The following is a 13057-nucleotide window of genomic DNA, read 5'->3' as shown; positions in this document are numbered from 1 at the left end:
GATCCCCTTGATCGTCGGTGCGATCGTCGATCGACACAAGAGAGATGGGACCTTCAACCAGTGCTTTCGACGCCATTGAACGCGGTCGTCTTCGACTTGGATGGTGTTCTCGTCGACAGTATCGACGTCATGCGCGAGGCATTCGTCAACGCGTACGCGGAAATCGTCGGAGACGGTCCCGCCCCCTTCGAGGCGTACCTGCCACACCTGGGCCGCCACATGCCCGAGATCCTGAAGATCATGAACCTACCGCCGGAGATGTACCCTGCCTTCGTCCGTCAGAGCAGCAAACTCGTACACCGCGTGCCGATGAGCCCCGGCGCGGACATCCTTCTCGAAGACCTGCGCGCGGCCGGGCTGGCCATCGCAGTCGCCACCGGCAAGGCCCGTGAACGTGCCGAGGTGGTGCTGCAGTCGGTTGGTCTCCTCGACCGGATCGACGCGGTCTGCGGCAGCGACGAGGTCCGTGACGGCAAACCCGCGCCGGAGATCGTGCTGCTGGCACTGCGACGCGTCGGCGCCGAACCGGCCAGGGCCGTGATGGTCGGCGACTCCGTCCTGGACCTACGGGCCGGCCAGGCAGCGGGCACTCGGATCGCGGCTGCCCTCTGGGGACAGGGTTCGGCCGAGGAACTGCTGGCCTGCTCGCCGGACCTGGTGTCGTCGTCCTGCACCCAGTTGCGCGAGCAGCTGAGTGCCCTGATCGGCGCGCAGAGTTGACCGTGGCGGACATCCTGCTGCTCAACGGACCCAATCTCGGTGGCCTCGGCACTCGGCAACCGGAGATCTACGGCCACACCACGCTGGCCGAGATAGAGGACGCGGTCGGTCGTCGCCTGGCCGGTACCGAATACGGGCTGCGCGCCGAACAGCACGACGGCGAGGCGGAGATGCTCGGGGCGTTACGCCGCCATTCGGACACCGCCGGGGCGATCGTCAATCCCGGTGCGCTGATGATCGCCGGGTGGAGCCTGCGGGACGCGCTCGCCGCCTACGACCCGCCGTGGGTCGAGGTGCATCTAAGCAATGTATGGGCGCGCGAACCGTTCCGCCACAACTCGATCATATCGCCGCTGGCCCTGGGGGTGGTCGCCGGCTTCGGAGCGTACGGCTACCTCGTCGCGGCAGACGCGCTCGTCACCTCGCTGTCGGCCGGCGGCCACCTTCCGCACAGGACCGTCGGCTCGCTGCCGGCATCGGCGAACGACAGAGAACAACCCGGCCGCGGTGCAGCCCCTTGAGCTGCCTCCGGGACGCGGTCAGTAGCAGAGCCAGCCACGCTCGGCGGCCTTGACGCCGGCCTGGAAGCGACTTCGTGCGGACAACCGCCCCATCAGCCCGGCCATCATCCGACGCACAGTGCTCAGCGACACTCCCAGCCGCCGCGCCACCACCTGGTCGGTGTGCCCAGCCGACAGCAGCGACAGCAACTGACGCTCGGTGGGGTTCAGTCCCTCCTGGTCGCGTGGCACAGCCGCGCCGAACGGAACCGCGCTCTGCCACATCTGCTCGAACAGCGCGGTCGCCAACGCGACGACGCCCGGCCCGGTCACGTCGATCGCGCCGAGGTGCGTCGCGGCCGGGTCGATCGGGACGAGGACACCCTTGCGGTCATAAATGATCATCAGCGTGGGCACGATCGGCACGGTGCGCAACTCCCCGCCGAGCCCGGTCAGCCACTCCGCGTAGTCCACCAGGTCGGCGTCGTTGCTGAAACTCTGCTGATAGATGGAGCGCACCGAGACACCCCGTTCGAGCAGGAGCTGGTTGAGCGGTTTGCTGGCCTTCTTGGCGGTCGGCGACTGGGCGGCGACCGGGTTCATCGATATGCACTCGACGTGCACCGAGACCGCGATCTGCTCCATCCGCTCGCGCACCGCGTCAATTCCGTCCAGGCGGACGAATCCTTCCCGGCTGGCGCCCTCGGCGGCTTCGGCAGCGAGCACGGCCATCGCCGAGCGAGCTGCGAAGATCTGCCGCTGCCGCCGCTCAACCTCCTCTTCCGCGTGCGCGAGCAGGGTGGTCAGGCCGAGCGCCGGATTGACGGGACGGAACTCGCGATCGGCGGATTCGGCGGGGGCGAGCAGCATCAGCTGCGCCAGATCGTCCAGACCCGACTTCGTCTCGGCGACGCTGAGGTGCAGGTGCTCGGCAATCCGTTCGGTGTTCCAGTCGCGGTGGCGGAGCATGGTGCGATATATGGCCTCTAGCGTCGGGCTCAGACCTATCGGTTCGAGCATTCCCTTCTCCCCAGGATCATGTGCGCGTCGTTCAGCATCGTTGTCTCCCGTCGGGTACCACCTGACTGGCGGCCCCCGGTGGCGGACGCAGGTCAGGAGAGTTCGACGCACAACTCTTGTACGAGCTTTCCGCCCACGCGGAACCGGGTCAGCAGCCGTTCGACGTCGCCAAGAAGACCGGCGGACCCGCGCGGGACGAACGACGCGGCGCCCGTCGCGTCCCAGATCGTGATCTGACCCGGAGTGAACAGCCCGGCCGCGGACCCGATTGTTACGAACCGCGGGGCAACGTCGTGACGAGGATTCATGGACTCCATCCCAATCGGGCGGTGCTCGCGGCACAGGTCATGGGTGAAGATGCGCGGAAGTGGACCGGCCGGCTAACCAAAAAGCTAATGATTGCGTCGAAAAATTACAAGCGCCTGCTCGAATCTTGCAGATTGCTGTCCTCGTTCGTAGGCTGCCTTGGTGAGCGAACTTTCCCTGGTCGAGGCGAAGAACCTGACCAAGATCTATTCCCCACGTGGGTCCACAGCGGGGTTCCGCGCGGTCGACGGCATCGACTTCACCCTTGCGCGGGGGGAGTCCTTCGGGCTTCTCGGCCCCAACGGCGCCGGCAAGTCGACCACCATGCGGATGATCGCCGCTACGTCACCGATCAGCGGCGGCAAACTGCGCGTGCTGGGCATGGACCCGATGACACAGGGTCCGGAGATCCGCGCCCGGCTCGGTGTCGTCACGCAGGACGACCACCTGGACAACGAGCTGACCGTGCGGGAGAACCTGCACATCTACGGGCGATACTTCGGTCTGCCGCGGGCCGTCATCCGGGACCGCGCGACCCGACTGCTCGACTTCGCCCAGCTTCAGGAGAAGGCCGGCGACCAGGTCGAGACGCTCTCCGGCGGCATGCGACGGCGTCTGACCATCGCCCGCTCCCTGATCAACGAACCGGACATCCTGCTGCTCGACGAGCCGACCACCGGCCTCGACCCGCAGGCCCGACACATCCTGTGGGACCGGCTCTTCCAGCTCAAACAGCAGGGCGTCACACTCATCCTCACCACGCACTACATGGACGAGGCCGAGCAGCTCTGCGACCGGCTCATCGTGGTCGACCACGGCCGCATCGTCGCGCAGGGCTCACCCCGGGAACTGATCACCAGGTACGCCACCCGGGAGGTGCTCGAACTCCGCTTCCGCCTCGACGAACGCGACACCGCTGCGGAGAAACTGCGCACATCGGTGCTGGCCACCGGCGGCAACGACGCCGACGGTCGCGTCGAACTGCTCCCCGACCGGGTGCTCGTCTACACCGCCGACGGCGAGGCCGCCCTCGCCGCGGTGCACGCCATGTCGCTCACGCCACTCACCGCACTGGTCCGCCGCGCGACGTTGGAGGACGTGTTCCTCAAGCTCACCGGCCGATCGCTCATCGAGTAGCAGGAGAGACCACCGTGCTTCGTGCCTTCGGATACTGGATCACGCTCTACCGGCGTACCTGGCGGGGCTCGATCGTTCTCAACGTGCTGAACCCGTTGCTGTTCCTCATCGGTATCGGCGCCGGGCTGGGCGCCCTCGTCGACGACAACGCGCCGGCCCAGATCGCCGGCGTCTCCTACGCGGCGTTCTTCGCCCCGGGCATGCTGGCCGCCGCCGCGATGCAGAACGCGTTCCTGGAAGGGGCCGCGGGGGTCGCCCGGGCTGCGGGCTTCGGCGCGTACCGCAGCGCCACACCGACACCGCTGAGGCCCGAGCAGCTCGCCGCCGGGCACCTGCTCTTCATCACCTTCCGGGTGCTCATCGCCAGCGGCGCCTTCATCGTGGTGATGGCCGCGTTCGGATTGATCGGGGGATGGTGGGCCCTCGGCGCCCTGCTCGGCGCGACCCTGACCGGGGTCGCGTTCGCGGCACCCGCCGCCGCGTGGGCGGTCGGCGTCCGCAAGCTGCGCCAGATCGACACGGTGTTCCGCTTCGTCATCATGCCGCTCTACATGTTCTCCGGCACGTTCTTCGCGGTCTCCCAGCTACCCGAGTGGATCCGACCGGTGTCCTACCTGCTGCCGCTGTGGCACGGGGTGGAGCTGTGCCGCACGCTCAGCCTCGGCACGGCGACGATCACCGGCAGCTCCGTCCACATCGGCTACCTGCTGGTGCTCGCCATCGGCGGCTTCCTCGTCGCCCGGGTCACCTACCGCCGACGGCTGCACCCGTGACGGCCCACGCCCAACGCCTCGGGGAGACACCATGACCACAGTCGCCGTACCCGCCTGGACCGGCCGCCGCGCCCTGGCGCTCATCGAACGCAACTTCATGATCTACCGCCGGTCGGTCACACCGCTGCTCAACGCGCTCGTGGAACCGATCCTGTACCTGCTGTCGATCGGCGTCGGCGTCGGGATGCTCGTCGGCACGGTCCCCGGTGTCGACGTCCCGTACGCCGCCTACGTGGCCCCGGCGATCCTGGCGACCACGGCGATGAACACGGCGTTCAACCAGACAAGCTTCGGCGTCTTCATCCGGATGCGGGTCGAGAAGACCTACGAGGCGATCCTGCCGACACCGCTCTCCGTCACCGACATCGCCGTCGGCGAGGTGACCAGCGCGATGATCAACGCGCTGATGACGTCGATCGGATTCCTCACCCTGATGGCCGTCGGTGGGCTGGTCACGTCGGCCTGGGTGCTGCTGGCCCTGCCGGCGTCGCTGCTGATCTCGTACGCGTTCGCCGCCGGCGGCCTGGCCGTCACGACGTACCTGCGCGACTTCCCCGACTTCCAGTACATCCAGCTCTTCATGCTGCCGATGTACCTGTTCGCGACGACGTTCTATCCCCTGTCGGTCTATCCGGAGGCGGTACGGCCCCTGATCCAGGCGCTACCGCTCTACCACAGCATCGAACTGGTCCGGGAACCTGCGCTGGGCCGCCTCGGCTGGGACCTGCTGATCCCGGTGGCCTACCTCCTCGCGTTCGGCTCGATCGCGATGTACATCGCCACCCGCCGAATGACCCGGGCCATGCTGCGCTGACACACGTCGGCACGGACGGAGGTCCGTCCGAGGTCATCGGTAGTGGGCCAGGAGCTGCGGCACCGAGAGTTCATCGAGGGCGGCCCGCGTGATCAGGCTCTCCAGGTCACGCAGATAATCGGCTGGCTGACGCGGACCGAAGAAACCATCTTCGATGCCGAGTGAAAGCACGGCCTGGTCGGACAGTTCGAACAGGTACAGGAAGAAGTTGGCCACGAAGGGATCGTTGTCCCGCGAGACGGAAGTCACGACCGTATTCGGCAGCGCGGCCGCAATGCCCGCGGCCGCCGCGGCTGCACCAGCCGGGTCCGGGCCGGTGACCTTGTCGCCCAACGCGAAACGCGTGTCGTTGAAGAAGCAGTAGCCGGCACGCGGGATCGCCCGCTCGGCCAGGATGTCCGCGACCATGGACTCAAGCTTGTCCGGATGGTATTCGCTGTTGCGGTAGCCGCGCAGCGCCGCATTCGCCGCCCGGCGCATGAACTCGTCGACTGACTCGGGCACGACGTCCAGGTAGAACAACGCGTTCTGGTTGAAGGCGCCGACCAGGTCTCGGGTGCCGGTCTGGAACCGCGTCGCCACGATGGTGCGGAGGGCCACGTGCCGCGCGTCGGTATAGGCCGCCAGGAGCAGGGCCGCTGCCGCAAGCACCACCTGCCCCGCGGCCACGCCGGTGCGCAGCGACAGGGACCGGGCCGCCAGGGCAATTGCGACGGAATCCTGCTGCGCCCAGGTGAACGCCTGCCGCTCACCGACCTCACGAACGCTGGCGATGAGCTGATCAGGCAGGCAGTTCAGGGAGTGGCACCACCACCGAAGGGCTTTCGCCTCGCGGACCAGCGCGGGCTCGCTCTTTTCGAACGCCACCCGGTCGAGGGGCTGGATGCCCGCCGGCCCGAGCGCCTCACCGGCGAGCACGCGTTCGAAGTCGCCCTTGACGATGCCCAGGCTCCAGCCGTCCAGGGCCATGTGGTTCGCCCCGATCACCAGCGTCTTCGGCTCGCCGCCGCACGTCAGGATCGCGGTACGCAACGGCAGGTCGGCGGCGTGGTCGAACGGCACCTGCCGTAGCCCTTCACCGATCGTCTCCGCCATCCGCGGCAGCTCGTCGAGGACCACCTCGTGCACCTCGACCGGCAGCTCGCCGCCGGCACAGACATCCTGGTACGGCCCGTCCGCCGTCCGCGGGAAACGGGTCCGCAACGAGTCGTGGCGCTCCACCGTACGTCGCAGAGCCGTCAGCACATCCGGCACTGACAGACCGGACGGAAGCTCCCAGTGGACCAGGATGTTGAGCGAGTAGTCGGTGGCCGGCAGTTGCTCGAAGACGTTCCAGATGGCGATCTGGCCCCAGGTCAGCGGGGCCTTTCCGGCACGATCCGCAGCGAACCGCACGGTCATCACACGGGGTGTACGGCCGCCGTGGTCAAGAACGGTCATCGCGGTCCAATCTCGAGGGTAGGTCGCGGAGTCGGTGCCAAGACGCCGTGCGACAGCTATCCCAGGATCTCGTTGACCTCGACGAGATAGCCGTCCGGGTCACGGAAATGCACTGCCCTGATCCCCCAGTCCGGATAGTCGGTCGGCGGATGGATCAACGTGACGCCATGCTCCTGCACCCGCGCGGCGATCTTTTCCAATGACTCTTCGCCGGATGAAACCTCGAACACGACAGTGAACCGGTCGGTGCTCGGCAGCTCGACGTCCTTGCCGTCGGTGCCCACCGCCTCCGCAATGATGCGGTAGTGATTGAGGGCGAGCCGGGTGCCGGTGCCCGTATCGAACTCGGCGTAGGCCCCGTCCTCATCACCCCACGTCACGGGAAACCCCATGGCATCGCGATAGAACCGGAAGCAGGCTGGGAAATCGGAGACAAGCAAACGTATGAAGCTGATTCGCATGAGGAATCCTAACTTGATGAGGTTCGCTGGTCGAGCACCTCGGCGACCAGGGATACGATCGCGTCGTCATCGTGTTCGTCTCGCAACGCCTCAGCCACTCGGCGTGCGTGAATCTGATACTTGTCATCATTCAGGAGGGTCCGCAGACGATCGCGCAGCTCATCCGCAGACGCGTCCCAACGGGCCTCTATCGCCGTGCCCAGGGAAACCGCCTGCCGCACGTTGTTGTACTGGTCAATGACCGATGGAATCCCCAATATCGGCACCCCGTGGGCGAGCGCGCGGAGCACCGTCCCGTGCCCGCCCTGTGTCACCACCACGGTGGCACGGGCGAACAGGTCCCCCGGCTGGACGAAGCCGGTGAACGTGATGTTCGGCGGGATCGCCCGGCCTGCTGCCTCGACCTCGCCCAGCACGAACACCTGTGCGTCCAGCCCGTCCACCGCCGCCAGCAGCCGGTCGAGTTGTGCGGCACCGGACGGATCGGCCAAGGTACTCAGACTGATCAGCACAGTGGCGTCCGCGGCTGCGCCATCGGCCAGTGGCCACTGCGGCAACTCGACGGGGGCGCCGGCATAGACCACGCGCTCCGGCACGGATGACGCCGCCGGATCGAAGCACCGGTAGCTCAGCACCATGCACCGGTCCGCCCGTCCGTACTGGTCGGATACCGTGGACGCAGGCCTCAACCCGTGGTCCTGGCGGACCTGGTTGAAACGGCCGAGTCCCTTGTTCAGCATCCGCCGGTAGAGGACGCGATAGGGACCATTGCCGATATCGCTGGTCTGGGTCAGCGCCTCGGTGGGCAGGGGATACATGGTGGTCACACAGACGACGTGGGGAATACCGGACCGCTCGGCGGCCAACAGTGCGCCCAACAATACGTGATCAGCGATTACCAGATGAGGGCGGAATTTCTCGATCGCCGCCGAAACGTCGGCGAGGAAAAGGTGCGCCGGACCGAACAGAAGATGCTCCGAGAGCGCCTGCGCGGTATCGAACACGCCGGCGTTCTGCCAGGACCCGGCCGCATCCCGGCTGGGCGGTGCGGGCGCCTCGTGGGGCGCCCGCTCGTACGGCAGGAACTCCGCGCCGGCCTGCTCGGACCGTGCACGCATCGGCTCACTGCCCAGCACCACCACTCGGGCACCCGCCGCGACCAACTTCTGCGCCACGTACTGGTAGGCGACCGCATTTCCCCCGGCGGCCCACGCCGCGATCAGGACGGTCGATCCGGTCAGCATGCTCCAGCCTCCTCATCTCCGCCGAGCAATGGCCAGGGTGGTGCCGGCGAGCGGTAGGCCCGCTGTCCGGTCAACCGTGAAGCCGGCTTCGGACAGCTCCGTCCGCAGCTCGTCGGTGGTCAGCGCGAATCCGGAGCCCGCGGCGAGCCAGTCGACCGCGGACGCGGCGAGCGCGGTGCCGGGTCCCGGATCGTCGTAGATGAAGTCGTGTACGAGCAGTAGGCCGCTCCGGGGCAGCCCGGCGGCGATGCGTCGCAGCAAATCCACGCGCTGGGTCCGGGGCAGCAGGTGCAGGACGTGGGAGACGAGCGCGCTGTCGTGTTCGGGTACGCGGTCGGTGTGCAGATCCCACGACACCAGGCGGATCCGCCCGTGAGCGTTCGCCTCGGCGACGACCTTCTCGGCGTGCCGCAACATCGCCGGCCGGTCATAGACGACGACTGAAAGCTCTGGGTGTATCCGCGTCAGCGTCAGCGCGTAGCCGCCGCTGCCGCCGGCGATGTCGGCCAGCAATCGGCAGGATCTGAGCTCGGGAAGCCGGGCAAGATACGGTGCCGAACTTCGCGAGCCCACGAGCATCGCGGCCGCCAGGCTTTCGACCATGTCGTCCGGTATTTCGGTGGGCCGCTGCTCACGGCGCAGGGCAGCCTGGATGCCCCGTTCGTTGATATGGCTGTCGTGTGCCCAGCTCTCGATGCGCAGCAGCGGCAACATGCTTTTGCTCGGATGTTCCCCGAGCAGGCCGTCGTACGGCGGCGCGAGTCTCCAGTCCCCGTTGTCCTGCGTGAGGATGTCGTTCCACAGCAGCACCCGCAGCAGGGCTTCGAGCGGTCCCGGGTCCAGGCCGAGACGCGCGGCCAACACCGCCGTTGGGGCCGGGCGCGCGGCTATCTCCGTGTGCACCCCGGCGTCGATCGCCGCCTCGATGGCGCTGAGGATCTTCCGGCTTGCGAGGAGTTCGGCGACCCGGTTCATCGGGCGTCCCTCCTTCCCCTGGGGTGAGCGTCGGTCGGCCACGGGCCCCCGGGACCGTGCGCGATGGCGACCGAACGAGGTTCGACGCTCCCGGCGAGGTGCCGGATCGCGCCGGCGAGACCGTCGGGCGTACCGATGTCATGGAAGCCCTCCTTGAGCCGGTAACCCAGGAGTTCGAAGTCGCTGCTCAGCAGGGCACGCAGCATCTCGGTCATGGATTGCTCACCGAACCGGTCCAGCCGGGGCGCCCAACCAGCCGCCCAGTCGAGAGCGCGGGCGCTGAAGTAGTAGAGCCCGGCCTTGGCCACGCCGGCGCCGCCCTCCGGTGGTTTCTCGTGCAACCCGACGACGTGACCGCCGTCCAGTTCGAGTCTGGTCAGCGTGGCGGTGGACTGGACGTCGGCGCAGGCGACCCGGCACGCGGCCGGTTCTGCGGCCAGCGCGTCGACGAACCATTCGACGTCCGTGTCGGAGAAGGCGTTGTCGCCGGACACCACGACGAGGGGGCCGTCCGACGCTCGGAGGCTCAGGCAGTCGGCCACCGCTGCCCACTCGCCCAGCGGCCTTGAGCGGAAGGTTTGCAGACCATCATGTGCCGGTAGTGCGGTGAACCACGGATGCTCGTTGACGGCGACCCAGATCCGTGCCGCGCCACTGGCGGTGAACTGGCGGGTGAGTCGGGCCAGGGCGCTCTCCGGCCAGCCTGACCGGCCAGTGGAGATGGGCAGCAGGGTCTTCGGGATCATGGGTGCCACGCCGGTCAGGCGGCTTCCCCTGCCCGCTGCCGTGATCAGAACGTCGGGGGCCGTCATGTCGGTGAGGGCCCCGCCGTGAACAGCCCACGCCACAGCCGGACGCAGCGCTGCAAGTCGTATCCGTCGCGAAGGGTACGCACGCCGGCCACCAGCCAGCGCAGTCCGTACGCCAGCAGCACCTGCCACGCCTGCCGACGGGTGTGCGGCAGGCGCAGGACCGACAGCAGTAGGACCCCGGTCATGAGGGTGGCCCGGCTGGCCAACTGCGGGTCAGCGCCCAGGAAGCGGCGGCAGACCATCTGCGCGAGTCGGGCGTTGCAGTCCACGAGCGAGCGCAGCGGGTCGCCGTCGTCGCGGCCGGCGCTGCCGACGAACGCCACGCGGGCCGGGCTCGCCACGATTCGTACGTCGGCGAGGGACTGGCGGAAGGCCACGTAGCACGATTCGTGCAGCAGCTTGGCAATGTCGTAGGCGGGGTCGAAGGTGCGTTGTGCTCCCCAGCCGCCCCGTGGGTCGACGAGGTAGAAGGTCCGTCCGCCCCGGTCGACGAGAATGTTGCCCAGATGCAGGTCCCCGTGGAGGACCTGAGTCCACGAAGGCTGACACCCGGCCAGCAACTCCGTCACCGTGGCGGCGCCGTCCCGCAGTGGATTGGGCAGGTTCACCCTGTCGATCGACACGTGCCGCGCCGCGAGGACGGCATCGATCATCGGATGGATCTCCCGCGCCGTGCTCAGGCTAGAGACCAGGTGCGCCGCACACCAGGCGCCCGTGTCCCAGGGCGGCTGCCGGCCGCCGATCGCGCAGAGCTTCTCGAAGCCGAAGAGGACGGCTTCGGTAATCAGCTCCAGGCAGACCGGGTCCGCGTTTTCGATGACCATTCGGCGGGCGTCCACACCCGGCACCCGCCGCAGCACCAGCGTACGGGTTGCGTCGTCGGGTGCGGCCACCACGGCCGGCAGATGACGGCCAACCGACGGACCGCCGGCCGCGGCAGCCCACTGAAGCCAGGCTCCTTCTGCCACCAACTTGTCCAGCTGACCGGACGGCGCACTCTTGCAGACCGTCGCGCCGTCGATGGTCAGGGTGGCTCCGGAACCACTGGCAAGGGCGAAGGACTCCAGGGTCATCCGCCGACTCCTGTGATCAGGGGCCTGTGGTTCATACGCCCACCGCCTCTCGGGATTCGAGCCTAGGAGCGGCACGGATTGCCGCTCAAGGATCCGGAACTGAGCACTTCCGCTCAGCGGACAACCGGCCATATCACCCTGTCCGGTCCGGGTCATGCTCGGCTTCGACGGCGTCGGATCCGGCCTGGGCAGGTCGAACTGGGGGCGTTGGCTCTTAACGGCGACCGGGTTTTGCCGTATTGGTGTGGTGATGGATGTGACGCGACAGGATCCCCCCATCGACGTGACCGGCGGCGTGCCCCGACCGGATCGTGACTGGCGAGCCGATCAACAGGACGCGACCTTCCTGACGGGCGGCGCCAGTGACGCGCCCGCCCTGGTCACCTCCGACGGCCGGGTCGTGGCCTACGGCGAGCTGGCTGCGGCCACCGCCCGCGAGCCCGCCTGGCTGCCCCACGGCACGGCGGATCGGTCAGTGGTGCTGTTGGGAGCCACCCCGACCGTCGACGTCGTGCTGGCCTATCTCAGCGCGTTTCGGCATGGGCATCCCGTCGTACTGGTCAGCCCCGACCTCGACGCCGCGGCGCTGGACCGTCTGCTGCACGCGTTCCGCCCTGAGGTGCTCGTCCGAGCGTCGGGCGCGGCGGGCTGGCCGGATGTTCCGGACGGCTACCATCCGGGCACGCCGCACGGGTCACTCCTCGTCTACGCGCGCAGACGCCTGGACGCGGGCCCGCTCCACCCCGATCTCGCGCTCGTGCTGCTGACCTCGGGCACCACCGGCAGACCACAGGGTGTACGCCTCTCCAGGAGAAACGTGCACCGCAACGCGGCCAGCATCCGGCAGGCGCTGGGCATCACGGCCGCCGATCGAGCAGTCACCAGCCTGCCACTGCACTACAGCTACGGGCTCTCGGTACTGCACAGCCACCTGTACGCCGGCGCGTCGATCGTCCTCACCGGAGACAACCCGATCGGCAGCGACTTCTGGCGTACCTGCGCCGACCGGGAGGTGACGGCGTTCGCGGGTGTGCCACTGACCTACGAGGGGCTACGCGGTCCACTGCCCCGTGTCTGGCCGGCGACCCTGCGGACGCTGACCCAGGCCGGCGGTCGCCTCCGCCCCGACCTGGTCCGCTGGTACGCCGACCTGGCCCGTGAGCGGGGTGCCCGGTTCTTCGTCATGTACGGCCAGACCGAGGCCACCGCCAGGATGTCCTGCGTCGACGTTGTCGATGATCCGGCCGGGATCGGTTCGGCCGGGCGGGCGATTCCCGACGGCCGCTTCGAGATCAGGCCGCTGGGTCCGAACGCGACGATTGACGTGGGCGAGGTGCTCTACGCCGGTCCCAACGTGATGATGGGCTACGCCGCCGACCGGGCCCACCTGGCCGACGGGGACAACCTGCGGGGCGTCCTACCGACCGGGGATGTCGGTCGCCTGCGCGACGGCTACCTGGAGCTGACCGGACGGATCAAGCGCATCGCGAAGACCGGGGGACGGCGGATCAACCTCGACGAACTGGAGGAGAGTCTCGCCGCCGACGCTCGGGTGGCCATCATCGCCAGGGACGAGCGGTTGGTGGTCTTCCACGCCGGTGATCCGCCCGCCACACTCCGGTCCGCACTGAACCGCGCCTGCCGCGCCCTGGGCGTACCGTTCTCGCACGTGACGGTCCGGGTGCTCGACCGGGTGCCCACCACCAGCACGAACAAGGTCGACTACGCGGCCCTCGCAGCCCTGGACGGAGTACCGGTCAATACCTGAGCGAGCGCCGACGT

Annotated in this window: 12 protein-coding genes and 1 pseudogene; 6 read left to right on the top strand and 7 right to left on the bottom strand. The window is 68.2% G+C overall.

Going from position 1 to position 13057, the window contains the following annotated elements:
* Window positions 1–75 precede the first annotated feature (75 nt).
* Both ACX27O_RS25330 and ACX27O_RS25325 read left to right on the top strand, forming a co-directional pair.
* Entirely contained in the window at window positions 76–720 is a 645-nt protein-coding gene (locus ACX27O_RS25330; RefSeq protein ID WP_458940181.1) for an HAD family hydrolase, read from the top strand.
* A gap of 2 nt (window positions 721–722) precedes the next feature.
* Window positions 723–1151: pseudogene (locus ACX27O_RS25325) on the top strand (type II 3-dehydroquinate dehydratase); the annotation flags it as partial.
* Between the two features lie 108 nt (window positions 1152–1259).
* Here ACX27O_RS25325 and ACX27O_RS25320 read toward each other — a convergent pair.
* Complete coding sequence (locus ACX27O_RS25320; RefSeq protein ID WP_458940180.1) at window positions 1260–2240, bottom strand: helix-turn-helix transcriptional regulator; 981 nt, start codon at window positions 2238–2240, stop codon at window positions 1260–1262.
* A gap of 465 nt (window positions 2241–2705) precedes the next feature.
* Between ACX27O_RS25320 and ACX27O_RS25315 the strand changes: the two genes are divergently transcribed.
* The 3 genes from ACX27O_RS25315 to ACX27O_RS25305 are packed head-to-tail and all read left to right on the top strand — an operon-like array spanning window position 2706 to window position 5270.
* Complete coding sequence (locus ACX27O_RS25315; RefSeq protein WP_377633339.1) at window positions 2706–3683, top strand: ABC transporter ATP-binding protein; 978 nt, start codon at window positions 2706–2708, stop codon at window positions 3681–3683.
* A 14-nt stretch (window positions 3684–3697) separates the two neighbouring features.
* Entirely contained in the window at window positions 3698–4456 is a 759-nt protein-coding gene (locus ACX27O_RS25310) for an ABC transporter permease (RefSeq protein ID WP_377633341.1), read from the top strand.
* Window positions 4457–4487: 31 nt separating this feature from the next.
* Window positions 4488–5270 (top strand): ABC transporter permease, encoded by a 783-nt coding sequence (locus ACX27O_RS25305; RefSeq protein ID WP_377633343.1) that lies wholly within the window; start codon window positions 4488–4490, stop codon window positions 5268–5270.
* 33 nt (window positions 5271–5303) lie between these two features.
* Here ACX27O_RS25305 and ACX27O_RS25300 read toward each other — a convergent pair whose 3' ends face one another.
* The 6 genes from ACX27O_RS25300 to ACX27O_RS25275 all read right to left on the bottom strand — a co-directional run bounded on the left by ACX27O_RS25300 (window position 5304) and on the right by ACX27O_RS25275 (window position 11275).
* Window positions 5304–6671: a condensation domain-containing protein gene (locus tag ACX27O_RS25300; RefSeq protein WP_377633345.1), complete on the bottom strand. Its 1368-nt coding sequence runs from the start codon at window positions 6669–6671 to the stop codon at window positions 5304–5306.
* A gap of 95 nt (window positions 6672–6766) precedes the next feature.
* A complete protein-coding gene (locus tag ACX27O_RS25295) occupies window positions 6767–7171 on the bottom strand; it encodes a VOC family protein (protein ID WP_377633347.1) in 405 nt (134 codons plus the stop codon).
* Between the two features lie 8 nt (window positions 7172–7179).
* Window positions 7180–8415 carry a glycosyltransferase gene (locus tag ACX27O_RS25290; RefSeq protein ID WP_377633349.1) on the bottom strand — a complete coding sequence of 412 codons (1236 nt, stop codon included), beginning with the start codon at window positions 8413–8415 and terminating at the stop codon, window positions 7180–7182.
* A 12-nt stretch (window positions 8416–8427) separates the two neighbouring features.
* The gene (locus ACX27O_RS25285; RefSeq protein ID WP_377633351.1) at window positions 8428–9390 is read right to left on the bottom strand and encodes a methyltransferase; all 963 of its coding nucleotides are present in this window, start codon (window positions 9388–9390) and stop codon (window positions 8428–8430) included.
* Entirely contained in the window at window positions 9387–10202 is an 816-nt protein-coding gene (locus ACX27O_RS25280; protein ID WP_377633353.1) for a sugar phosphate nucleotidyltransferase, read from the bottom strand. The genes ACX27O_RS25285 and ACX27O_RS25280 overlap by 4 nt, the downstream gene beginning before the upstream one ends.
* Window positions 10199–11275 (bottom strand): aminoglycoside phosphotransferase family protein, encoded by a 1077-nt coding sequence (locus tag ACX27O_RS25275; protein ID WP_377633355.1) that lies wholly within the window; start codon window positions 11273–11275, stop codon window positions 10199–10201. The genes ACX27O_RS25280 and ACX27O_RS25275 overlap by 4 nt, the downstream gene beginning before the upstream one ends.
* Window positions 11276–11525: 250 nt before the next feature.
* On the opposite strand from ACX27O_RS25275, the gene ACX27O_RS25270 reads away from it, so the two are divergent.
* Window positions 11526–13043, top strand: a complete 1518-nt coding sequence (locus ACX27O_RS25270) for an AMP-binding protein (protein ID WP_458940179.1) — start codon at window positions 11526–11528, stop codon at window positions 13041–13043.
* The last annotated feature ends 14 nt before the right edge of the window (window positions 13044–13057 follow it).

The sequence above is a fragment of the Micromonospora sp. SD19 genome (assembly GCF_054462275.1).
This window is presented reverse-complemented; position numbering and strand designations above follow the sequence as displayed.

Coding starts and splice junctions, on each gene's coding strand:
- ACX27O_RS25295 (WP_377633347.1), bottom strand. CDS start 7,171: ATGCGAATCAGCTTCATACGTTTGCTTGTCTCCGATTTCCCAGCCTGC.
- ACX27O_RS25290 (WP_377633349.1), bottom strand. CDS start 8,415: ATGCTGACCGGATCGACCGTCCTGATCGCGGCGTGGGCCGCCGGGGGA.
- ACX27O_RS25275 (WP_377633355.1), bottom strand. CDS start 11,275: ATGACCCTGGAGTCCTTCGCCCTTGCCAGTGGTTCCGGAGCCACCCTG.
- ACX27O_RS25270 (WP_458940179.1), top strand. CDS start 11,526: ATGGATGTGACGCGACAGGATCCCCCCATCGACGTGACCGGCGGCGTG.
- ACX27O_RS25305 (WP_377633343.1), top strand. CDS start 4,488: ATGACCACAGTCGCCGTACCCGCCTGGACCGGCCGCCGCGCCCTGGCG.
- ACX27O_RS25320 (WP_458940180.1), bottom strand. CDS start 2,240: ATGCTCGAACCGATAGGTCTGAGCCCGACGCTAGAGGCCATATATCGC.
- ACX27O_RS25300 (WP_377633345.1), bottom strand. CDS start 6,671: ATGACCGTGCGGTTCGCTGCGGATCGTGCCGGAAAGGCCCCGCTGACC.
- ACX27O_RS25280 (WP_377633353.1), bottom strand. CDS start 10,202: ATGACGGCCCCCGACGTTCTGATCACGGCAGCGGGCAGGGGAAGCCGC.
- ACX27O_RS25285 (WP_377633351.1), bottom strand. CDS start 9,390: ATGAACCGGGTCGCCGAACTCCTCGCAAGCCGGAAGATCCTCAGCGCC.